We start from the raw sequence: 21,651 nt of genomic DNA, 5'->3' as shown, positions 1-21,651 counted from the left end.
TTTAAGTAGTTATTACACTACCCAAACTTAATTATAGTCTGAATTGCTCGCCGAGATAGACGCGCTTCACATGCTCGTCTTGCAGAATGTCCTCGGGCTTGCCAGAGGCGATAAGCTCACCTTGGCTCACAATGTAAGCGTGTTCACAGACATCCAGTGTTTCGCGCACATTGTGGTCAGTAATCAGAACGCCGAGCCCGCGATCCCGCAGGTGCTCGATAATCTTTTTTATATCGATTACTGAAATAGGATCTACGCCGGCAAAGGGTTCGTCAAGCAAAATAAACTTGGGAGCCGCGGCCAAGGCGCGTGCGATCTCAACCCGGCGGCGCTCACCACCAGACAGGCTCATGCCCAGATTTTTGCGGATATGACCGATGTGAAACTCTTCCAACAGGTCGTCCATCGCCTGCTCGCGCTGGTCGCTATCGAGTTCTTTGCGGGTCTGTAGAATCGCCATGATGTTTTGTTCGACGGTCAGGCGGCGGAAGATTGAAGCTTCCTGAGGCAGATAGCCGATACCGCGGCGGGCACGGGTGTGCATCGCGGTGTTGGAGATATCTTCATCGTCGATTTTGATCTGGCCGTGATCGCGTGGGACCAAGCCGACCACCATGTAAAAGGTGGTGGTCTTGCCGGCGCCGTTAGGGCCTAGTAGGCCAACGATCTGGCCGGTTTTGACCTCGAGGCTGACGTCTTTAACAACCTTGCGACCTTTGTAGGATTTACCCAGGTTGGTGGCGCTAAGTTGGGGCATTACTCTTGATTACCTTGTTGCTGATACTGCTCCAACTCTTCCAGTTGCTGGGGCAGGAAGATGGTTGTGACGCGGGAGTTTTCTCCGCCCTGAGCCACCATTTCCTGAAGATCGATGCTATATCGAATCATTTCGCCGCGTACTAGGCTCTCTTCTTGTTTGAGCTCGGCTTGCTTGGTCAGGGTCAAGGTGCGGGTCGCTAGCTCATAGCGGATCTCATGCGCTTCGGCTTCGATGGGCTTGCCGTTTTCCATCATCTGATAGAAGGTCGCAGGCTGACCTTGGGCGATCATTACTTCGCTGCCAGCCTCTTCGCTGCCGATCACGCTTAGCTGGTCGGCATTCATCTTAATGGAGCCTTGGGTGACTTCGACATCATCATAAAAAGTCACCCGATTTTCCTTAAGGCTAACTTCTTGACGTCCGGCGTCGACCACGATTTTTTGCTTAAAGTCGTCGTCCAGGGCGTAGCTTGCAGGGGCTGCTAGCAAGCCGAGGATTGCGATGGAGCTAAGGTAACGTTTCATAAACCGCATTTATGTCTTTGAGTAAGTGCACCGTTTCTTCAGCCAAGTCACCGTCCATGCCTGTACCAATTAGCTGATAGCTTGGACCTAGCACTGTAACTTGTTGATCACTATGCATGGTTTGCTGATTCAAATCGATGCTAACGAATTCTGTTAGTAGGTCCTTTACATATTCGTTTCTGCTCAAGTTGCGGATAACGACATTGTCATGAAAGGCCACATTTTGCTGTCGGAGTACTTTAGCTTGATCCGCTGTTATTTGCCATACGGGCTGCAGCTGATCGGGATAGACCAAGATAAGAGGCTGCTCAAAGCGAGTAATGTTCGAGTCGGTGTAAAAGTCCATGCTGTTGGCATAGATCCGATACTCCGGCATCCCTTCTTCGCTGTAGCTGACGTTGTATAACCGGCTGGCGGTGAAGTCTGGGCGGCCCAAGCCTCTAGCGGTGGGCGCGTCTGGCTCATCGCCATCGAGCCACTGCCAGAGCGCCAGTGAGGCAATCAGTAGCAGCCAATAAAAGGCATGCTTCCTCATACGCTCATACCCTGTGCGTGCTCCAGTTCGCCGCGGGCTTGCAGGATTAGGTCACACACTTCGCGCACTGCGCCATAGCCGCCCGGCGTGAAGGTGACATAGTCTGCAGCTTGCTTGCAAAGTGGGTGGGCATCGCCAGTGGCAACTCCGAGGCCACAGGGCGTCATCACCGGGGTGTCGATGACATCGTCACCGATATAGGCGCATTGCTCAGCGCTTAGCGACAGGCGCTCAAGCAGCTCGGCGAAGGCGAGGGTTTTATCGCTCTGCCCTTGGTAGATATGCTGCACGCCCAAGGCGCCCATGCGCTGCTCAACAATCTTGGAGTTACGTCCGGTAATCACCGCAATCTCGATGCCGACGTTAATCAATGCCTTGATGCCAAAGCCGTCACGGGTATGGAAGGCCTTGAGCTCTTCGCCCTGATTACCCATGTAGATGCGTCCGTCGGAGAACACCCCGTCAACATCGCAGATCAGCAGCTTTATCGCTTGTGCGCGCTTGATGACTTGTTCGCTGGTTTCGCCGTAAGGGGTTGTAATCATTAATAAACTCCCGCTTGCATCAGGGTGTGTACGTTAAAGGCACCAACCGGGGTGTTGTGCTCATCGACCACAAACAGCCCGCTGATGGCGAACTCTTTCATTTTTTTGAGTGCATCAAAGGCCAGCCAGTCGGCAGTCAATGTGCGCGGGTTGTGGGTCATCACCTCGCGGATCGAGACCTTGCGGATATCAAACACATTGTCCAAGGCGCGGCGCAGGTCGCCATCGGTAAACAGACCCACCAGTTTGCCTTCTGAGTTAACCACACCGACCATGCCCAGGCTTTTTGCAGTCATCTCGAACAGGGCCTGACGTAGACTTTGCTGGTCATCGACCAAGGGCAGCTGTTCGCCGGTGAGCATAATATCGCTCACTCCCAGTAGCAGCTTCTTACCGAGCGTGCCGCCGGGGTGGGACAGGGCAAAGTCATCGGCGGTAAAGCCGCGCGCCTCGAGCAGGGCCACTGCCAGCGCATCGCCCATCACCAGGGTGGCGGTGGAGCTGGCGGTTGGCGCCAGGCCGAGTGGACAGGCTTCGCGTTCGACGGCAATGCACAGGTGGATATTGGCAAACTTGGCCATGGATGACTGTGGCTTGGAGGTCATCGCAATGGATTTTACGCTGAGTTTTTGCAGGACTGGATAGAGCGCCAAGATCTCCGGTGATTCGCCCGAGTTGGAGATGCAAATCACCACGTCGTCGCTGGCAATCATGCCCAAGTCGCCATGACTGGCTTCGCCGGGGTGAACAAAAAAGGCCGGCGTGCCGGTTGAGGCGAGGGTTGCCGCAATCTTCTTGCCGATATGGCCGGATTTGCCCATGCCGGTGACGATGACTTTACCTTTGCACTCCAGCAAAAGCTCACAGGCTTGCTGGAACGAGGCATCGATGTACTGTGTTAAGTTTTCAATCGCTTGTTGTTCAATGGACAACACTTGTTTGCCCGCGGCAATGTAGTCGAACGACAAAATAACCTCTTAACTAAAACTGGTGGTAAACAACAGGTACTGGTAACCCACAAAGCAGGCCATCAGCAGTGCGCCTTCCCATCGGTTGATGCGGCGCTGCTTGCCAAAACCCATTGCCATTAAGAATAACACTGCGGTCAGACCTGCCATCACATAATAGTCGCGACCCGCTGCAAAGGGGTCGATCTCGCTGGGCGCTAAAAAGCCGGGGATCGACAGCACGAACAACATATTAAACATGTTGGAGCCAATAATATTGCCCAACACCATGTCGTCTTCGTTCTTCAGTACCCCGGCAATGCTGGCGGCCAGCTCCGGCAGGCTAGTGCCAATTGCGATGATGGTTAGACCGATAAGTAGGTCACTCATTCCAAAGTAACGCGCAATATTTGACGCAGATTCCACTAATACATCAGAACTGTAGGCCAACACGACGCCGCCAATGGCGATCCACAGCAGCGCTTTTGCGGTGCTGACATCGTGGGGGATCTCCGCATCCACCTCCGATTCCATGGGATCGGGCTGCTGTTTGCTCTGTCTAAGTGTGGCAAAGACCAAATAGGCCATGGTGACGATAAACACCCCAAACAGCAGCATCGCCTCAGTGAGCCCCAAGAGCAGGTCATTGAGCAGATAGCCCACTAACGCGGTAGCGGCCAGTAGGATCGGCAGCTCACGCGAGATCAGGTTGGAAGAGACAGCTAGCGGCCGTAGCAGGGCCGCTGCGCCTAGCACCAAGGCCATATTGGTGATGTTGGAGCCGATGGCATTACCCACCGCGGTATCCACTTGGCCCTCTAAGGCGGCGGTGGCTGAAATCATCACTTCGGGCGCCGAAGAGCCCATCGCTACGATGGTAAGTCCGATTACCAAAGGTGGAATGCCATAGTTATTGGCAATCGCCGCAGCACCGAATACGAACCGGTCTGCGCTCCACATCAAGGCGGCCAATCCCAGGCCAAAAAGTAGCAAATCAATTAACATGGCTGATTACTTGGGTGAAAAAGTGCTGGCATTTTCGGTATTTTCCGCTGAAAAGGGAAGCTTTGCCTTGAGCGATTTGACCAGAAAGAATAAATTATGGCTTTGGTTTTGCCCAAGGAACGGCGTTACGTTGATCGAAGTACAGCAGTTAAGCTTCCATCGAGGTGAGAAAGCGATCTTCTCAGACCTCAACCTATCTATCCCCAAAGGGAAAATCACCGCGATTATGGGACCCAGTGGCATCGGCAAGACCACCTTGCTCAAGCTCATTGGCGGCCAACTGCAGCCAAGTGCCGGTCAAATCCTGTTTGATGGGCAAGATGTTCACCAACTCTCACGCGCCAATCTCTACAAGCTTCGTAAACGCTTAGGCATGCTGTTTCAAAGCGGTGCGCTGTTTAGCGACCTTAACGTGTTCGAAAATGTCGCCTTTCCCCTGCGCGAGCACTGCCAGCTACCCGAATCGGTGCTGCGTAACTTGGTGCTGATGAAACTTCATGCGGTGGGGCTGCGCGGCGCCGCCGAGCTGATGCCTAATGATCTCTCCGGCGGTATGGCCCGGCGGGTGGCGTTGGCCCGTGCTATTGCCCTTGAGCCCGAAGTGGTGCTCTATGATGAACCCTTTGTAGGCCAAGACCCCATCAGCATGGGGGTGTTGGTTAAATTGATTGCCACCTTGGGCAAGAGTTTAAATCTGACCTCGGTGATCGTTTCCCACGATGTCGACGAAGTGATGAGTATTGCCGACCACGTTTTCTTGATTGATCAGCATCGGGTGCTGGCGAGCGGCACGGTGCAGCAGATCCGAGACAGTGAAGACCCAAGAGTGCAGCAGTTTTTGCAAGGCTTGGCCGATGGGCCAGTGGCCTTTCATTATCCGGCCGAGGATTACCTTAGCGCCTTGGGAGGTGAGCAGTGATTCAGGCAATCAGCCAGCTGGGTGCCAGCTGTTTGGCCAACATCGCCGCCTTAGGGCGCGCTTCGATGATGCTGGCCCAAGCGTTGTGGTTTATTCCAACCCGCAAGCTGCTGCGCGATATCGTTCGCCAGCTCTATGTGGTCGGGGTGCTATCGCTGCCGATTATCTTGGTGTCGGGTCTGTTTATCGGCATGGTAATCGCGTTTCAAGGCTATAGCATCTTGGTGGACTTTGGCGCAGAGACCAGCTTAGGGCCGATGGTGGCGCTATCGCTGCTACGTGAACTTGGCCCGGTGGTGACCGCGCTGTTATTTGCCGGCCGAGCTGGCTCGGCGCTGACTGCCGAAATCGGTTTAATGAAAACCACCGAGCAGCTCTCCAGTATGGAGATGATGGCGGTGGACCCGTTACGCCGGGTGATTGCCCCGCGCTTTTGGGCCGGCGTTATCGCTATGCCGTTGCTGGCCTCGATGTTTAACCTGGTCGGTATTTGGGGCGGCTTTTTGGTCGGCGTAGAGTGGCTTGGCGTGGACGATGGCAGCTTCTGGTCGATTATGGGCGCGTCCATCGAGTTTGGTCAGGACATCGGCAATGGCTTAATCAAGAGTGTGGTGTTTGCCTTGGCGGTGACCTGGGTGGCGCTGTTTAATGGCTACGATGCTCGGCCGAGCGCTCGAGGAATTAGTCAGGCAACTACCCGTAGTGTGGTGTATGCATCATTATTAGTGTTGGGTCTGGACTTTATTTTGACCGCACTGATGTTTGGAAGTTAGGGAGAACCTGTGAAAGTAAACAAACTGGAATTGACCGTTGGCGGCTTTGTTTTGTTGGGGCTAGCGGCCTTGCTGGTGCTAAGCCTGAAGATCGCAGACAGTCAGTTCTCCGGCGATGGCCCGAGCTACACGTTGTATGCACGCTTCGACAACATTGGCGGCCTTAAACCGCGTTCGCCTGTCAAAGTTGGCGGCGTTGTGGTGGGCCGAGTCGAGAAGATCGAACTGGATAGCGACGACTTTGCGCCGGTGGTGACGTTGAAGATGTTTGAGCGCTATGGCTACTTCCCTGAGACCAGCTCCGCCTCGATTCTGACTGCAGGGCTGCTTGGCGAGCAATACATTGGCCTCAATCCCGGTTTTATTATGGAGGACATCGAGTCGCTCGAAGCCGGTGCCACCATCGAAGATACCAAGTCAGCGTTAGTGCTTGAAGAGCTGATCGGTAAAGTGCTGTTTTCTCTGACGGAGAAGTAATATGGAATCCTTGAAACGAACCTTTTTAGTGCTCGGCGTGTTGCTTTGCACCTGGGCGCTGCCACTGCATGCGGAAGACCCGACACACGACCCTTATAAGCTGATGCAACATGTGGCCACCAATGCCTTCTCCCGTCTGGCCGAGGTACAGGGCATTGAGGAAGATACTGTGCGCCAAGATGAGGTACGTAGTATCGTCCAGCAAGAGCTGATGCCGCATATCGACCACGTCTACGCTTCGTTTGTGGTGTTGGGCAAACATGTACGCAGCACCAGCAAAGAGCAGCGCGCAGCCTTTGTGGCGGAGTTCGAGCACTACTTAGTGAACACCTATGTGTATGCCTTGGCGCAGTACTCTGGCCAAGAGGTGAAGATTGAGCCCGGCCGCGATTTTAGCAACAAAACCAAGCTGGGGGTTAAAGCCCAGTTTATTGAAAAAGGCCGTGAGCCGATCAACCTCGAGTTCAAATTCCGTCTGCACAAAAAATCTGGCAACTGGCTGGCCTACGATTTAGTGGCTGAAGGGGTGAGCATGCTCACCGCTAAGCAATCTGAGTTTGACTCCTTGCTGCGCCGCCAAAGCATCGAAGATGTGATTGAGTTGCTCAAACAGCGCAATGCTGAGGGCAGTCAAGAGCTTGAGGAAAGCTAAGTGCTTACTATTCAACAAGGAGATGGCCAGACGCTGCAACTGGCTGGCCAGCTCACCAGCAGCGAAATCACCGAATACTGGCCGCAGCTCAAGCAGCACCGCTGCCACAGTTTGCAGCTCGGGGAACTCGCGCGGATTGACTCTGCGGGAATTGCCGCTATTATCACCGCATTCGAGCCAAAGCCAGACGCGCCCCTAGTCTTGCAAGGTTGCTCAGAGCAAGCCCGTAGCTTGATCGAGCTTTACCAACTAGACGCGCTGTTTGTCTTTTCATAAACGCCTACCACGCATTCTGGAGTGCGATTGTAATGCAAGCCGATCAAGTTAAAGAAATTCTTAATCAACAGCTGGATCTCGAGCACCTGGCTGTCAGTGGTGAAGGTAATCATTTCGAAGTCGTCGCTGTTTCTGAGCAATTTGCCAGCATGACCCGAGTCAAAAAACAGCAAGTGATCTACGCGCCACTGAAGGATTACATTGCCAGCAATGAAATCCATGCGTTGACCATCAAGGCTCTCAGCCCTGAAGAGTGGAAAGCGCAGCAGAAGTTCGGCCAGTTGTAAGAGGTTCCCTAGTGGATAAGTTCAAGATTCAAGGCGGTTGTCGTCTCGATGGCGAGGTGGTGATCTCCGGCGCGAAAAATGCCGCACTGCCCATTCTATTTGCCACGCTGTTAAACGAAGAGCAAACGGTACTGCACAATGTGCCGCAGCTGCGCGATATTGGCACCACCTGCAAGATGCTGGAGTTTTTGGGCCGTGAAGTGGTTGTCGAGGGTGAAACCATTACCGTGAAAGCCGGTAAAGCAACCGAGACCAAAGCGCCCTACGAGCTGGTTAAAACCATGCGTGCGTCGATTTTGGCCTTGGGCCCATTGGTTGCTCGCTACGCCAAAGCAGACGTATCACTGCCTGGTGGCTGCGCCATCGGTGCTCGCCCGGTAAACCTGCACATCCACGGCTTAGAGCTGATGCAGTCTGACATCGTGGTAGAAGATGGCTACGTGAAAGCCCGCACCGACGGCCGCCTGAAAGGCGCCCATATCTTTATGGACATGGTGAGTGTAACTGGCACCGAAAACCTGATGATGGCGGCAGTACTGGCCGATGGCCAAACCGTTATCGAAAACGCGGCACGCGAGCCAGAAGTAGTCGACTTGGCCAACTTCCTGAATACGCTGGGCGCCGACGTGCAAGGCGCGGGTAGCGATACCATCGTGATCAATGGCGTAGAAAACCTGCATGCCGGTGAGTACTCCGTACTGCCTGATCGCATCGAAACCGGTACTTACTTGGTTGCCGGTGCGGTGACTGGCGGTCGCGTACGTTGTACCCATACCGATCCTAAGCTACTGGAAGCGGTGCTGCATAAGCTGGAAGAAGCCGGTGCCAAGCTGACCATGGGTGAAGACTGGATTGAGCTAGACATGCAAGGTCGTGAGCTAAAAGCGGTAAACGTGAAGACTGCACCGCACCCGGCCTTCCCAACCGATATGCAGGCTCAGTTCACCGTGCTGAATATCGTAGCCTCGGGCACTGGCCATGTGACCGAGACCATCTTCGAGAACCGCTTTATGCACGTGCCTGAGCTGCAGCGTATGGGCGCAGACATCGAGCTGGAAGGCAACACTGCTATCTGTAAAGAAGCTAAGCCACTGAGCGGTGCTCAGGTGATGGCGACCGACTTACGTGCGTCTGCCAGTTTGGTGATTGCTGCGATGGTGGCCAAGGGCGAGACCGTGGTTGATCGCATCTACCACATCGACCGTGGTTACCAGCGTATTGAAGCGAAGTTTGCTGGGCTGGGCGCTAACATCGAGCGTTTTAACGACTAATCAGCCGTTAAAACACCAGCTCAGATACGGTAACGGGTAGCTCAAGTAGCTGCCCGTTTCTATATAGGCGTACCTGAATCTCACTTCCCGGGCGCGTCTCAGCCACAATATCCATCGCATCGCGTACCGATTCCACCTCGTTGCCATTTATGCTCAGCAAGATGTCATTGGCCATCATGCCCGCGATGGCAGCCGGACCGTTAGGGTCGACGCCAGTGACCAGCACACCCTTCACATTGGAGATGTTCAAGCGCGACGCCACCATGGGGGTGATCCGCTGGCCATCTAGCCCTAAGTAGCCTCGCACCACTTTCCCGTCGCTAATCAGGCTGTTCATAATGCGCTTAGCCAGTTTGAACGGGATAGCGAAGTTAATGCCATAGGTGTCGTTCTGCTCGGAGATATGAAAAGCCGAGGTGTTGATACCGAGGATCTCGCCCCGGGTGTTAATCAAGGCGCCGCCGGAGTTGCCGCGGTTAATCGCAGCATCGGTTTGCAAGAAGTCTTGGCGTCCGGTGGACGACATACCATTGCGACCGGTAGCACTGATGATGCCTTGGGTGATGGTCTGGCCGATGTTGTAGGGGTTGCCGATGGCGAGTACTACATCGCCCACTTGCGGGTTGAGTTGGTCGTTCTGCGGGATAACCGGTAGGTCGGGGGAGGCGTCAATCTTAAGTACTGCCAAGTCGGTGATCCTATCGCCGCCAACCAGCTCAGCGTTGAAGATGCGGCCATCTTGCAGTGCAACGATGATTTGATCGGAGTTGGCGATAACGTGCAGGTTGGTCAGGATATAACCCTGAGTCGACATTAATACCCCTGAGCCCAGTCCCTGATTCTCGATCTGCTGCTCGGCGGTCACATAGGATTGCAGGAAGCTACGGGTGTAGATGTTCACCACCGCAGGGGCGGCCTTACGTGCTGCCGACGAGTAGCTGGCGAGTGGGACCTCGGTGTAGTCATCGATCAGCTGTTTGCCACTCTCCCTGAACTCTGGGAAGGCAAACAAGATCCCGATAGCAATCGCTAAACCAAACAGGGCAGGTTTGAGTAAATACTTGATAACCGACAAAAAATAATCTCCCTACTAGCTTTGGTAGGATAGCACGCTGGTACGGTAAGCCAACTGTTGGTGGGTGAAACAAAAGAAAAAGGCAGCCAATGCTGCCTTTTTTCACTTGATGTGCACGTTAGCGGATAATCCGATACAGGGTTTCTTCACCACGCAGAATGTTGATGGCGAGGATGCTTGGCTCGGTCTCCAGTAGCTTACGCAGGTCGGTGATGGAGGTGATCGGTGTCTTGTTGATTGACACAATGATGTCACCTTCTTCAAAGCCATTGCGGAAGGCGGGCGAGTTACGCGCGACGCTGTCGATCAGTACGCCTTGGGCCTTGGCTTCTTTGGTGGTAGAGCTCAGAGACGCGCCTTCCAGCGCAGGGTGCATCACTTTGGCTTGGATGTTGGTTTCTTCAGCAGGCTTAAGTACCACATCGAAGCTGCGGCGTTTACCGTCGCGGATAACCCCCAGCTCAACCTTTTTGCCTGCACCGATGGTGCCGATCTTGGCGCGCAGTTCACCAAAGCTTTTCACATCTTTACCATTCACCGACACGATGATATCGCCAGCTTCCAGGCCTGCTTCTGCAGCCGCAGAGTTGGGCATTACGCGGTCGACAAACGCGCCGTGCTGCGAGTCGGTGCCCAGCGCTTTGGCTAGATCGCTATCCAGCTCACCACCGGCTACGCCGAGCACGCCACGGCGCACTTCACCGAATTGGGTGATCTGTTCGGTCAGGTTGCGCAGCATGTTGGCCGGAATCGCAAAGCCGATACCGACGTTACCGCCGGTGGGCGCGATAATCATGGTGTTCATACCGATAAGCTCGCCGCGCAGGTTAATCAGCGCACCGCCAGAGTTACCGCGGTTGATGGCGGCATCGGTTTGGATGTAGTTCTCCAAGTTCTCCATGTTCAAGCCACTGCGACCTAGCGCAGAGATAATGCCTGAGGTAACGGTCTGCTCCAGACCAAAGGGGCTACCGATAGCGATGGCGAAGTCGCCCACGCGCAGCTTGTCTGAATCGGCCAGTGGCAGCTCTGTCAGGTCGTCGGCCTCGATTTGCAGCAAGGCAACGTCGGTCTGGCGGTCATGGCCCAGTACCTTGGCGTCGTAGCTGCGGCCGTCTTTCAGGGTCACTTGAATCTCATCGGCTTCGTGGATCACGTGATAGTTGGTAATCACATGGCCTTTCTTGGCGTCGATAATCACGCCCGAGCCGAGCCCTTGGAAGGGGCGCTGCTGTGGCCCTTGTGGCACGTCATCGCCGAAGAAGTAACGGAACAGGTCAGGCACTTGCTGATCATTAACAATGGTTCCCGCCACGGCAATGTTGACCACCGCTGGAGTGGCTTCATCAAGGATTGGGGCAAGGGAGGGGATGGGGGTATCACCAACGGCAGCAGGGAGTACCGCAAAGGATGGGTTTGAAGTAATACTCAAACACATAGCGGCTAAAAGCAATCGCAACGATTTCGCTAGGGTTTTCATCAAATGTCTTCCTCTACATATCACTGATTTAACGACAAAAGCAGGATCTTATGACCCTGCTTTTAAGAGCTAGTTCCGATTAACTTGCTTGGCGTTGGCCTTCTTTGAACAGGCCGGAAGGTTGATTGGCGTAGTCTTTAGGTTGAGCATCACCGCTTTCTTCCTCTTCGGTGTCTTCCAACTCAAGTTTCTGCTGGTACTCGACAAAGAGAGGGTGCTGGGCTTCGTCGTCACCAATCAGCGACTTGCTCTGATTGGCCATGTGCTCGTAGATACTCTGGTACTGCTTAGCCATATCTTCGAGAAGTTGAGCGCTGGTGGCGAAGTGCTCTTGAACCTGCTGTTTGTAGCTATCCAGCTCTTTACGGTTTTGATCGAGTTCCTGGGTAATGGAGCGCTCAGACACTGAAGACTTGCCAAACAAGCGACTAACAAAATATCCAATAGCGACACCAATCAGGAGAAATATCACACTGCTTGTAGGGTCCATAGTCATCCTTATGTGCTGGTTGTAACCTCAATATACTTGAGAATCTCAGGACATGGTACTATCAATTTCGAGCATTCAACCGGCCCAAGGAGTGAGCCTGATATGACCCCAGAACAGCGCTATCAACAGGACTTAGAGCAGGGAATTATCCAGCCCGATCCCGCTCAACTGGCCGCCATCCAAGCGTTGTCGCAGGTTTATCAAGCGCTGATAGCCAGGCCGGAAAGCGCTGAGCCAGAGGTCAGCACTGGCTTTCTCTCCAAGCTAAAAGCACACTTCACGACCCCGACGCCAACTGTAATCAAACCGGTACAAGGCCTGTATATGTGGGGCGGTGTGGGGCGCGGAAAGACCTACTTGATGGACTGTTTTTTTTGCGCCTTGCCGTTCGAAGACAAGTTGCGGGTGCACTTTCATCGCTTTATGCAGCAGGTGCATGATGATTTGGCCGACTTGAAAGGGCAGGTGAACCCCTTGCTTAAAGTGGCAGACCGCTTTGCCCATCAAGCGCGGGTGATCTGCTTCGATGAGTTTTTCGTGACCGATATTACCGATGCGATGATCTTGGCAGGCTTGTTCGAGGCTTTATTCGCCCGTGGGGTGAGCTTGGTGGCCACCTCGAATATTCCGCCAGAGCTGTTGTACCGTAACGGCTTGCAGCGGCCGCGGTTTGAACCCACCATTGCGCTTATCCAACAGCACTGCCAAGTGCTGAATGTGGATGGCGGTGTTGATTATCGCCAACGCACCCTAGAGCAGGCAGAGATCTACCACTACCCCTTGGATCATCAAGCCGACACTAACCTTGCTCATTACTTTCGCCAGCTCTCCAGCTCGCCAAGGCGCTTCAAGTGCAGCATCGATATCAACCATCGGCAACTGTCGGTGCAGGCCGAAGCCGACAGCGTGCTGCAGATAAGCTTCAGCGAGCTGTGTGAGGGGCCGCGCAGCCAGCTCGATTACATCGAGCTTTCTCGCATCTATCACACGGTGCTGCTATCTGGGGTAAAGGTGATGGACAGCAGTAAAGAGGATGCGGCGCGCCGTTTTATCGCGCTTATTGATGAGTTTTATGAGCGTAATGTAACGCTGATCATAGCCGCAGAAGTGGCGATGGAGCAGCTCTACCAAGGCAAGCAGTTGCAGTTTGAGTTCGAACGGTGTTTGTCGCGGCTGCAAGAGATGCAGAGCAAGGAGTACCTATCTCGGGAGCATTTGGCTTAGCAAGCCAGCAAAAGCCAGAAAAGACGGTAAAAACTCCCATCAAGGGGTGTTTTTTTTTTGTACTTCCCCTATAATCTCGCCACCCACGTTACAGGTCGTCGATTTGACGATGCTAACAAGCCCAGCTAACTCGGTATTCGAAGGGATACATTGAGTAGCTTTTTATACGTTTGTGCTCAGTGCACAGACACGGTGTAACAGAATATTTGGGTTCTATACAAATGAAAACTTTTGTAGCCAAGCCAGAAAGCGTAAAACGCGACTGGTACGTTGTTGATGCAGAGGGCAAAACTCTGGGTCGTATCGCAACTGAAATTGCAAGCCGCCTGCGTGGTAAGCACAAAGCAGAATACACTCCTCACGTAGACACTGGTGATTACATCATCGTTGTTAACGCTGAGAAAGTAGCTGTAACTGGTAAGAAAGCCAGCGACAAGATCTACCACTCGCACACTGGCTACCCAGGTGGTCTGAAATCAATCAGCTTCGAAAAGCTGATCGAGAAAGCCCCTGAGCGTGTTATCCAGTCTGCGGTTAAAGGTATGTTGCCTAAAGGTCCTCTAGGCCGTGCAATGTTCCGTAAACTGAAAGTATACGCCGGTCCTGAGCACAACCACGCTGCTCAGCAACCACAAGTTTTAGATATTTAAGTTACGGAATTTGAACAATGGCTGAGAATCAATACTACGGCACTGGCCGTCGCAAAAGCTCTACCGCTCGTGTATTCCTGAAAGCAGGAAGCGGCAACATTCAAGTTAACAAGCGTTCACTAGACGTATACTTCGGTCGTGAAACTGCTCGTATGGTTGTTCGTCAACCTTTAGAGCTAGTTGAACTGGCTGAGAAAGTTGACCTGTACATCACCGTTAAAGGTGGTGGTACTACTGGTCAAGCTGGTGCTATCCGTCACGGTATCACCCGCGCGCTGATGGAGTACGATGAGAGCCTACGCCCTGAACTGCGTAAAGCTGGCTTCGTTACTCGTGATGCACGTCGCGTTGAACGTAAGAAAGTTGGTCTGCGTAAAGCACGTCGTCGTCCGCAATTCTCTAAGCGTTAATTGCAGAGACCAAACTTTATACTGTCAAAAAGCTCGGTTTATCCGGGCTTTTTTTATGCCTGCCGCCCCGCAGAAATGCCCTGAATCCCTTGTTAAATCAGGGGAACTTTATTACCATTCAGCTACCTTATCGTTAACATATTTATAGCTCTTGAGCTACATGTAGCGATAACCTCAGCTTGTGCAGCAAGCCGCAAGGATAAATTAACAATAATTTGTGCGGATCCTTAACGGAGATTCAGTGGATGAGTAACGCTCCTGTCGATGCTGGACGTCGCCGCTTTTTAACTTGGACTACGAGTGTCGTAGGAGGAGTTGGCGCCGCGTTCGCAGCAGTCCCTTTTATTAGTTCTTGGACGCCCAGTGCTAAAGCACGTGCGGCCGGAGCTCCTGTCGAAGTCGATATCAGTAAAGTTGAACCGGGTCAGTTGATCCGGGTTGAATGGCGCGGAAAGCCGGTGTGGGTGGTCAATCGCCCGCAGGCGGTATTGGATAATCTTGAGCAGATTGGCGACAAGCTCGCTGACCCTGATTCATCGGAACCGCAACAACCGCCGTATACCGTGAACACACATCGTTCCATCAAGCCGCAGCTGTTTGTCGGTGTTGGCCTGTGTACTCACTTGGGCTGCTCGCCCACCTACTTGCCGGGCAGCTTTGCTGAGCAGGTACAAGGTGTTGAGTACGGGTTCTTCTGCCCCTGCCATGGCTCGAAATTCGATATGGCCGGACGGGTGTTCTCCGGTGTGCCTGCTCAGTTGAACCTGGCAGTGCCTCCTCATCAATACTTGGACGACAGCACCATTTTGGTCGGTGTGGATCAGGAGGCATAAGCGATGAAAGCATTGATTTCGTGGATCGATGATCGGATCCCAATGACCAAAACCTGGGAAAAGCACATCAGCAAGTACCCAGCTCCCAAGAACTTTAACTTCTGGTACTTCTTCGGCTCACTGGCCATGTTGGTGCTGGTCAATCAGTTGCTAACCGGCATCTGGCTGACCATGCATTACAACCCTACCGCAGAAGGCGCATTCGCCTCGGTGGAATACATCATGCGCGATGTGCCGTGGGGCTGGCTGCTGCGCTACATGCACTCTACCGGCGCCTCGGCCTTCTTTGTGGTGGTATACCTGCACATGTACCGCGGGCTTATCTACGGCTCCTACCAAAAGCCCCGCGAGTTGCTGTGGCTGTTCGGCATGCTGATCTTCCTGGTGCTGATGGCGGAAGCCTTTATGGGCTACATCCTGCCTTGGGGGCAGATGTCTTACTGGGGCGCTCAGGTAATTATCTCGCTGTTCGGTGCAATTCCGGTGATTGGCGATGACCTAACCCTGTGGATCCGCGGCGACTATGTGGTATCGGGGGCAACCCTCAACCGCTTCTTCGCCTTGCATGTGGTGGCCTTGCCGCTAGTGCTAGTGATGCTGGTATTCCTGCACATTATCGCACTGCACGAAGTGGGTTCGAACAACCCTGACGGTATCGAGATTAAGAAAAACAAAGACGCCAATGGCTGGCCGAAAGATGGCATCCCCTTCCATCCTTATTACAGTGTTAAGGACATTGTCGGGGTAGTGGGCTTCCTGTTCTTCTTCTGCTTTGTCATCTTCTTTATGCCAGATGGCGGCGGTTACTTCTTGGAGAAGCCGAATTTCGAAATCGCCAACCCGCTGAAGACCCCTGAGCATATTGCGCCGGTATGGTACTTCACTCCGTTTTACGCCATCTTGCGGGCCATTCCCGACAAACTCGGTGGCGTGATCATGATGGGGCTTTCGATTCTGGTGCTGTTTATCTTGCCTTGGTTAGACCGCTGTAAGGTAAAGTCTTGGCGTTACCGCAGTATGTTGCACCGTATCAACATTGCTCAGTTCATCGTTTGCTTCATTATTTTGGGTGTCTTGGGTGTGTTGCCGCCAACCGAGGGCAGAACCTTGCTGGCGCAGATCACCACCTTCGGGTATTTCGCCTTCTTTGTTCTGCTTTGGTTCTACAGCAAAAACGAAGCGACCAAGCCCTTGCCTGAGAGATTGACCAAATGATGAAGAAACTACTTTTAGCATTAGTGTTCGTTGTTCCCGGTTTGGCTCTGGCAGCGGGTGGCTCCAATGTTCATTTGGACAAGGCGGAGTATGACCTAAGCGACAAGGCCTCACTGCAAAATGGTGCCAAGCTGTTTATGAACTACTGCTTTGGCTGTCACAGCACCCAGTACCAACGCTACAACCGGGTAGCTGAAGACCTCGATATTCCCATCGAGCTGATGGAGCAGCATCTGGTGTTTACCGGTGTGAAATCCGGTGAGCTGATGAAGAACGCTGCCAGCGAAGAGCAAATCGCCAAGTGGTTCGGTGCGCCCGCGCCGGACCTCACTAATGTGGCGCGAGTTCGTGGTGCAGACTGGCTATATACCTATCTGCGCACCTTCTACGAAGATCCAAGTCGCCCTTACGGCGTGAACAACTTGGTGTTCCCAAGTGTCGGTATGCCGCATGTGCTTCAAGAATTGCAGGGCATCCCCCGCGCAGTTTACGAAGAGCCTCTGATCGACGGAGAGCCGCAACAGGTGTTTGTTGGCATCGAATCTGACGGTAGCGGCGAAATGAGTGAAGATGAATATGACCAAGCGGTGTTAGATCTGGTAAACTATCTGGTCTATTCAGCCGAACCCGTTAAGCAAGAGCGTAAGCGCCTCGGCTATTGGGTGCTCGGTTTCTTGGTGATCTTCTTTATCTTCAGTTACTTGCTTAAGAAAGAGTACTGGCGAGACGTTCACTAATATCGCGCTGCACTGGCAGTGTACGGCAACAGTGCTACGCTGTTGCCGTTTAATCGTTGTAGATAAACAGTTTTGTGGAGGGTTCAATGGCTGTAGCTGCCAACAAACGTTCGGTAATGACGTTATTCTCTGGTGCCAATGACTTGTACAGTCATCAAGTGCGCATCGTACTGGCTGAGAAGGGAGTAAGTGTCGAAATCAATCTGGTTGATCCAAACAACCTGCCAGAAGATCTGGTTGACCTGAACCCTTATAGCTCTGTACCTACCTTGGTTGATCGTGAGTTGGTGTTGTACCAATCGCAGATCATCATGGAATACCTCGATGAGCGTTTCCCTCATCCGCCGCTGATGCCTGTTTACCCAGTATCACGTGGTTCAAGCCGCCTGATGATGCACCGTGTACAGAACGACTGGTACAGCTTGGTGCACAAGATTGAGCGCGGTGAAGACGCTGAAGCTTCGCGCAAGCAGCTTAAAGAGAGCCTGCTAGCCATCGCTCCAGTGTTTGCCGAAATGCCGTACTTTATGAGCGAAGAGTTCAGCTTGGTTGATTGCTACCTGGCTCCGCTGTTGTGGCGTTTGCCTGTGCTGGGCATCGAGCTCGAAGGCGCTGGCGCGAAAGAGATTAAGTCGTACATGGTTCGCGTATTCGACCGTGAGTCGTTCCAAGCATCTCTGACTGATTCTGAGCGCGAAATCCGCGACGGTTTTATTGCCTAAGATGAGCACTTCAATGACGCCGAATCGCCCGTACTTGCTACGGGCTTTTTATGACTGGCTACTGGATAACGAGCTGACCCCTCATTTGGTGGTGGATGCGACTCGCCCCTATGTGAATGTGCCGCAACAGTTCGTGGAGAACGGCCAGATCGTGCTGAACATCGCCCCGTCGGCAATCGTGAGCTTCAATATGGATCTGGAGCAGCTTAGTTTCAATGCCCGCTTTGGCGGCCAGCCTTTTGAAGTGTACGTACCGATGGCTGCGGTGATTGCCATCTACGCCCGTGAAAACGGAGCAGGCACCGTGTTCGATTCTGAACCGGCCTATGATCAAGCAGAAGAGCTTATCGAGGAAGTGGAGATGGCCGAGGAGGTTAGCCCCGAACCCGAGACTAAGCCGAGGCGACCCAGCCTACGGGTAGTGAAGTAAAAAAGCGCTCCGAGGAGCGCTTTTTTGTTGCCTTAGGCAGAGCAAAATCAGAGCTAGCTTTCGTCAATTTCCGCCCGTTCAAATACCTTAATCACCTTGCTTACGCCCTTTTCGTGGCGGGCAATATCCACGGCAATATCCTCTTCCTCTTTGGTGACAATGCCGATAAGAAACACTTCCGAGTCTTCGGTGGTCACACGAATCTTATTCAAAGGAATTTCCGGGTTGGTCAGTAGCTTGCTACGGATTTTGGTGGTGATCCAAGTGTCGTTGCTGCGGGTGCTTAGCGAGACTGGCTCTTTGAGGCGCATCTCATTGAGCACTTCCACCACCCCTTCTACGTTGCGGGTGAGCTCGGTTGCGCGATTGGCATAGCGCTGCTCCGGTGTTTGGCCGATCAACAATACCCGGGCGTTGAGTACTTCTACACTGATCTTACTGGCGGTCCACAGCTCTTCGTCTTCAGATAGAACGTGAACAATCTTGAGGTAGAGGCCCTTGTCATCAACCTGGGCGCCCAGGGTGCGTCGGTCCGTGCCGGCAGAGACTGCCACGCCGGTACCAACCACCACTGCAGCTGCACAGGCTTGTAGCAGCAGACAAGCGGTGAGTACTAAAGCTAAGCGTTTCATCCTTACATCTCTTGTTGGGGAAATAGCGTTTGGTCAATTAAATCGCAAAGTATTTCCAGAGCCAAGAGGTGAACTTCAACAATACGGTTGTTTTGTTCTGCGGGCACGCGGATTTCTACGTCTTGCTCACTCAGCAGCCCCGCCATTTCGCCGCCATCTTTCCCGGTAAGCGCAACAATGTGCATATCGCGATTTACCGCGGCTTCCATGGCCTTGATGATATTGCGGGTGTTGCCGTTGTCAGAGATAGCAATCAACACATCGCCCTCTTGGCCAAGCGCGCGTACTTGTTTGGCAAACACCTCATCAAACAGGTAGTCGTCGGCGATGGCGGTTAGCACAGAGCTGTCAGTGGTTAATGCTAGCGCCGGTAGGCTGGGGCGCTCGGTATCGTAGCGATTAACCAAGAAGCTGCAGAAGATCTGCGCTAAGGCGGCGCTGGTGCCATTGCCTGCAATCAACACCTTGTTACCACTTAGCAATGCTTGGGCAATCAGCATGGATGCCTTTTCGATGCCATCGGGCAGCGCTTCAGCGGCGGCGATCTTGGTTTGAATACTCTCTCTAAACAGTTCTTTTATTCGTTCTTGCATGTTATTCCCCAAATGCGTTCGTCAGCCACAGCGGTTGCGCTTGGTCAGGCATTATCGCTATTACGTCGAAACGTATCATGGTGTGGTGTAGGTTTAAGCCTTGCTGCTGAAGGTAGTGCTCGGCGCTGAGGCGTATGCGCTGCTGCTTACGGTGGTCGACCGCGGCGACAGCACCGCCATAATCTGCGCGAGAGCGGTATTTGACCTCGATAAAGAGGATCACATCATCGTGTTGGGCGATCAGATCGATCTCGCCGCGGCGGCAACGATAGTTCTTAGCTACTATCTTGGCGCCTTGTTTCTTTAAAAAGGCAGCGGCCAATTGCTCGGCTTGCTGCCCCTTATCTTGCTTATTGAACGGGAACCAGCCGGCCATTGCGATACTCGTTCCAAGTCAGCTGGCGCAGTACGGTGCCGTCGTCGTCAAGACTCAGGTTGCCGCTCAGTCCAGGCTGTTGGAAGTCGCTGTAGTGGCGCATCTGCACCAGTTTACCGATGAGCTGATAGGCGTCGTAGCCAAGGGCATAGAGGCGGCGCTGCTGCGAATCGGCATTCGGCCATAGCTGCTTGAAGCGCACTGCGTTGGCCGACTGAGAATCCAGTAGCCATGGCATCTCACTCACCAGTAGGCCGTTGAGTTCGTTGTCGCCCACTGCCGTGGTGTAGCCGCGCGAGCTGGTTAGCAGCACCGGTGCACTAGCAAAGGGGCTAACCGTGACATCGATAAAGGGCTTGGCTAACTTGGTCTGGTTGCTATCACCAATCAGATAGACCGCTTGGGTATCGCGACGTGAGCGCACCTCCGACTCGACATTATTAGCCAACACCTGCTTAAGCTGGTTGATGCGTGCTTGAGACTCGGAGGTGAGCATCAAGCGCTGAATTGCCCCTTGTAGCTCCGAAGGAGCGTGGTAAAACACGCTGGTCGCCGGCTCATCGCTGAGCTCTAGCCATTGCTCATCAAAGGCTTCGACCATACGCTTGCCTAAGCTGTTGCCGGGGGCGACCAGCAGCGGGTAGTCAAGCTGTTGCTCATGGATATACAGTGCGGCCTGACGGGCTTCTTCCTCAGGCGACAGCGGGAAGTAGTAGTAATCGCCCGCCACCTCCGAGTCGATATCGTTGAGCGCTAATACCGGCAAGTTAGGGCTGAGCGCTTGTAGCTCACGCAGGTGACTTTTCAGCAGTGGCCCAATCACAAAGTCATAGCCTTGCGAGATAAGCTGCTCATAAATGTCGGCCATACCGGCTTGCTCGGTGTCGAAGAAGCTAAGCTGAACATCGCTCTTATTGTCGAGATAGGCGGCGCTTAAGCCTTGGCGGATGGCATCGGCATTTTGCTGATAGCGACCACTTAGCGGCAGCAGTACGGCGATCTTCTCAGGACGATAAGGGCTTAGGCTCATCGCGGTTTGCATATCTTCACTAATCAGGCTGAGCGCTGGATGTTCTGGGTACTCTTGACGCCACGCCTGTAGCTCGGCGATTAGCGATTCATGGTCGATGTTTTGCTCGTTGTTGATCGCGACGATTTCCAACCAGCCGTTCTTAATGTCGTTGCCCGGCTCTTGGAAGCTGCGCAGCGTAAACGAGGTCATTGGGCGCAACAGCTGCCAAATCAGTTGGCGGTTCACCTGCTGTGGCTCACCTGCTAGATAGCTTTCCAGACTCATACGCGCTTCGGCGCTGGCGATACCGCGGTTTTGCAGCTGGAACAGCTCGGCGCGCTGCTGATAGTAGCTTTGCCAGTAGCTGTCAGGCAGTGACCAGCGTGGGTCGAAGTTCAACTGTTCAATCGCAGCAGCATACTGTCCTTGCAGTTGCAGGCTTTGCGCTTGCACCAACGCCACCCCGGCTTGTTGGCGCTGAGTGAGCGTTTCTTGGCGTAGATCTTTAAGCAGGCCTTCACCGGCTTGGATGCTGCCTTTGCTGATGTAGGCCTTGGCGGCTAACAGCTGCCAGTCGAAGCGTTCAAGCTCTTCTGCACTGCGAGCCTGTTGTAGGTAGAACTCGGGGGATTGGTCAAGAGGAGCACTGAACTCGGGTAAAGGCAGTATCTGCTCCGAAGTGGTTTCGCTGGGCTGTGAGGCACAGGCTGCCAAAAACAGCACGGTGGCCAGACTCGCGGCGCGCCAAGTAAAAGTTAGCAATGCGTTCAAGGTGTTCTTCTTGAGTTTGAGGTTTGCTGC

28 protein-coding genes are annotated in these 21,651 nt (G+C 53.5%); 15 read left to right on the top strand and 13 right to left on the bottom strand.

Translation table 11 applies throughout. From position 1 onward, the window contains the following. Positions 1 to 31 precede the first annotated feature (31 nt). The 6 genes from lptB to G462_RS0104675 are packed head-to-tail and all read right to left on the bottom strand — an operon-like array spanning position 32 to position 4,316. Positions 32 to 757 (bottom strand): LPS export ABC transporter ATP-binding protein, encoded by a 726-nt coding sequence (gene lptB, locus G462_RS0104700; protein WP_026957966.1) that lies wholly within the window; start codon positions 755 to 757, stop codon positions 32 to 34. Beyond that, positions 757 to 1,284, bottom strand: a complete 528-nt coding sequence (lptA, locus tag G462_RS0104695) for a lipopolysaccharide transport periplasmic protein LptA (RefSeq protein WP_026957965.1) — start codon at positions 1,282 to 1,284, stop codon at positions 757 to 759. Before lptA ends, lptB begins: the two co-directional genes overlap by 1 nt. Continuing rightward, complete coding sequence (gene lptC, locus G462_RS0104690; protein ID WP_026957964.1) at positions 1,268 to 1,819, bottom strand: LPS export ABC transporter periplasmic protein LptC; 552 nt, start codon at positions 1,817 to 1,819, stop codon at positions 1,268 to 1,270. The genes lptA and lptC overlap by 17 nt, the downstream gene beginning before the upstream one ends. Beyond that, positions 1,816 to 2,364, bottom strand: a complete 549-nt coding sequence (kdsC, locus tag G462_RS0104685; protein WP_026957963.1) for a 3-deoxy-manno-octulosonate-8-phosphatase KdsC — start codon at positions 2,362 to 2,364, stop codon at positions 1,816 to 1,818. The genes lptC and kdsC overlap by 4 nt, the downstream gene beginning before the upstream one ends. Next, entirely contained in the window at positions 2,364 to 3,335 is a 972-nt protein-coding gene (locus G462_RS0104680) for a KpsF/GutQ family sugar-phosphate isomerase (RefSeq protein ID WP_026957962.1), read from the bottom strand. The genes kdsC and G462_RS0104680 overlap by 1 nt, the downstream gene beginning before the upstream one ends. Positions 3,336 to 3,341: 6 nt before the next feature. Beyond that, the gene (locus G462_RS0104675) at positions 3,342 to 4,316 is read right to left on the bottom strand and encodes a calcium/sodium antiporter (protein ID WP_026957961.1); all 975 of its coding nucleotides are present in this window, start codon (positions 4,314 to 4,316) and stop codon (positions 3,342 to 3,344) included. A gap of 130 nt (positions 4,317 to 4,446) precedes the next feature. Here G462_RS0104675 and G462_RS0104670 point away from each other — a divergent pair, with 130 nt between their 5' ends. Genes G462_RS0104670 through murA form a run of 7 tightly spaced genes read left to right on the top strand, consistent with a single transcriptional unit; the run spans position 4,447 to position 8,971 of the window. Beyond that, on the top strand, positions 4,447 to 5,235 hold the full coding sequence (locus G462_RS0104670) for an ATP-binding cassette domain-containing protein (protein ID WP_026957960.1): 789 nt from the start codon (positions 4,447 to 4,449) through the stop codon (positions 5,233 to 5,235). After that, positions 5,235 to 6,008, top strand: a complete 774-nt coding sequence (mlaE, locus tag G462_RS0104665; protein ID WP_425393723.1) for a lipid asymmetry maintenance ABC transporter permease subunit MlaE — start codon at positions 5,235 to 5,237, stop codon at positions 6,006 to 6,008. The genes G462_RS0104670 and mlaE overlap by 1 nt, the downstream gene beginning before the upstream one ends. 9 nt (positions 6,009 to 6,017) lie before the next feature. Beyond that, complete coding sequence (gene mlaD, locus G462_RS0104660) at positions 6,018 to 6,485, top strand: outer membrane lipid asymmetry maintenance protein MlaD (RefSeq protein WP_026957958.1); 468 nt, start codon at positions 6,018 to 6,020, stop codon at positions 6,483 to 6,485. 1 nt (position 6,486) lies between these two features. Continuing rightward, positions 6,487 to 7,137 (top strand): MlaC/ttg2D family ABC transporter substrate-binding protein, encoded by a 651-nt coding sequence (locus G462_RS0104655; RefSeq protein WP_026957957.1) that lies wholly within the window; start codon positions 6,487 to 6,489, stop codon positions 7,135 to 7,137. Beyond that, positions 7,138 to 7,413, top strand: coding sequence for an STAS domain-containing protein (locus tag G462_RS21735; protein WP_035476762.1), 276 nt, complete (start codon positions 7,138 to 7,140; stop codon positions 7,411 to 7,413). 32 nt (positions 7,414 to 7,445) lie between these two features. Then, positions 7,446 to 7,700, top strand: coding sequence for a BolA family protein (locus G462_RS0104645; RefSeq protein ID WP_026957956.1), 255 nt, complete (start codon positions 7,446 to 7,448; stop codon positions 7,698 to 7,700). Between the two features lie 11 nt (positions 7,701 to 7,711). Then, positions 7,712 to 8,971, top strand: a complete 1,260-nt coding sequence (gene murA, locus G462_RS0104640; protein ID WP_026957955.1) for a UDP-N-acetylglucosamine 1-carboxyvinyltransferase — start codon at positions 7,712 to 7,714, stop codon at positions 8,969 to 8,971. Positions 8,972 to 8,978: 7 nt separating this feature from the next. On the opposite strand, the gene degS is transcribed toward murA, so the two are convergent. From degS to G462_RS0104625, 3 genes are all read right to left on the bottom strand, one after another. Next, positions 8,979 to 10,046, bottom strand: coding sequence for an outer membrane-stress sensor serine endopeptidase DegS (gene degS, locus G462_RS0104635; RefSeq protein ID WP_035476760.1), 1,068 nt, complete (start codon positions 10,044 to 10,046; stop codon positions 8,979 to 8,981). 118 nt (positions 10,047 to 10,164) lie between these two features. After that, positions 10,165 to 11,526, bottom strand: a complete 1,362-nt coding sequence (locus G462_RS0104630; RefSeq protein ID WP_026957953.1) for a Do family serine endopeptidase — start codon at positions 11,524 to 11,526, stop codon at positions 10,165 to 10,167. Between the two features lie 79 nt (positions 11,527 to 11,605). Next, positions 11,606 to 12,016 carry a Z-ring associated ZapG family protein gene (locus G462_RS0104625; RefSeq protein WP_026957952.1) on the bottom strand — a complete coding sequence of 137 codons (411 nt, stop codon included), beginning with the start codon at positions 12,014 to 12,016 and terminating at the stop codon, positions 11,606 to 11,608. 102 nt (positions 12,017 to 12,118) lie between these two features. Between G462_RS0104625 and zapE the strand changes: the two genes are divergently transcribed. From zapE to G462_RS0104585, 8 genes are all read left to right on the top strand, one after another. Continuing rightward, positions 12,119 to 13,240: a cell division protein ZapE gene (gene zapE / locus G462_RS0104620; RefSeq protein WP_026957951.1), complete on the top strand. Its 1,122-nt coding sequence runs from the start codon at positions 12,119 to 12,121 to the stop codon at positions 13,238 to 13,240. Positions 13,241 to 13,461: 221 nt separating this feature from the next. Beyond that, complete coding sequence (rplM, locus tag G462_RS0104615) at positions 13,462 to 13,890, top strand: 50S ribosomal protein L13 (protein WP_026957950.1); 429 nt, start codon at positions 13,462 to 13,464, stop codon at positions 13,888 to 13,890. 17 nt (positions 13,891 to 13,907) lie between these two features. Continuing rightward, positions 13,908 to 14,300 carry a 30S ribosomal protein S9 gene (rpsI, locus tag G462_RS0104610; protein WP_026957949.1) on the top strand — a complete coding sequence of 131 codons (393 nt, stop codon included), beginning with the start codon at positions 13,908 to 13,910 and terminating at the stop codon, positions 14,298 to 14,300. Between the two features lie 245 nt (positions 14,301 to 14,545). Then, entirely contained in the window at positions 14,546 to 15,133 is a 588-nt protein-coding gene (gene petA, locus G462_RS0104605; protein ID WP_026957948.1) for a ubiquinol-cytochrome c reductase iron-sulfur subunit, read from the top strand. Between the two features lie 3 nt (positions 15,134 to 15,136). Beyond that, positions 15,137 to 16,348 (top strand): cytochrome b, encoded by a 1,212-nt coding sequence (locus tag G462_RS0104600; protein ID WP_026957947.1) that lies wholly within the window; start codon positions 15,137 to 15,139, stop codon positions 16,346 to 16,348. Further along, positions 16,348 to 17,085, top strand: a complete 738-nt coding sequence (locus G462_RS0104595; RefSeq protein WP_026957946.1) for a cytochrome c1 — start codon at positions 16,348 to 16,350, stop codon at positions 17,083 to 17,085. The genes G462_RS0104600 and G462_RS0104595 overlap by 1 nt, the downstream gene beginning before the upstream one ends. Positions 17,086 to 17,171: 86 nt before the next feature. Then, entirely contained in the window at positions 17,172 to 17,807 is a 636-nt protein-coding gene (sspA, locus tag G462_RS0104590; protein WP_026957945.1) for a stringent starvation protein SspA, read from the top strand. Positions 17,808 to 17,820: 13 nt separating this feature from the next. Then, positions 17,821 to 18,237 carry a ClpXP protease specificity-enhancing factor gene (locus tag G462_RS0104585; RefSeq protein ID WP_026957944.1) on the top strand — a complete coding sequence of 139 codons (417 nt, stop codon included), beginning with the start codon at positions 17,821 to 17,823 and terminating at the stop codon, positions 18,235 to 18,237. A gap of 53 nt (positions 18,238 to 18,290) precedes the next feature. Here G462_RS0104585 and dolP read toward each other — a convergent pair whose 3' ends face one another. The 4 genes from dolP to G462_RS0104565 are packed head-to-tail and all read right to left on the bottom strand — an operon-like array spanning position 18,291 to position 21,621. Next, positions 18,291 to 18,869: a division/outer membrane stress-associated lipid-binding lipoprotein gene (dolP, locus tag G462_RS0104580; protein WP_026957943.1), complete on the bottom strand. Its 579-nt coding sequence runs from the start codon at positions 18,867 to 18,869 to the stop codon at positions 18,291 to 18,293. A gap of 2 nt (positions 18,870 to 18,871) precedes the next feature. Next, positions 18,872 to 19,462: a D-sedoheptulose-7-phosphate isomerase gene (locus tag G462_RS0104575; protein ID WP_026957942.1), complete on the bottom strand. Its 591-nt coding sequence runs from the start codon at positions 19,460 to 19,462 to the stop codon at positions 18,872 to 18,874. Between the two features lies 1 nt (position 19,463). Then, complete coding sequence (locus G462_RS0104570) at positions 19,464 to 19,838, bottom strand: YraN family protein (protein ID WP_026957941.1); 375 nt, start codon at positions 19,836 to 19,838, stop codon at positions 19,464 to 19,466. Beyond that, positions 19,813 to 21,621: a penicillin-binding protein activator gene (locus tag G462_RS0104565; protein ID WP_026957940.1), complete on the bottom strand. Its 1,809-nt coding sequence runs from the start codon at positions 21,619 to 21,621 to the stop codon at positions 19,813 to 19,815. The genes G462_RS0104570 and G462_RS0104565 overlap by 26 nt, the downstream gene beginning before the upstream one ends. Positions 21,622 to 21,651 lie beyond the last annotated feature (30 nt).

The organism is Aliagarivorans taiwanensis DSM 22990, assembly GCF_000429505.1.
GTDB classification, from domain to species: Bacteria; Pseudomonadota; Gammaproteobacteria; order Enterobacterales; family Celerinatantimonadaceae; genus Aliagarivorans; species Aliagarivorans taiwanensis.
Note: the sequence above shows the minus strand (reverse complement) of the source record. Positions and strands in the feature narration are given on the sequence as shown.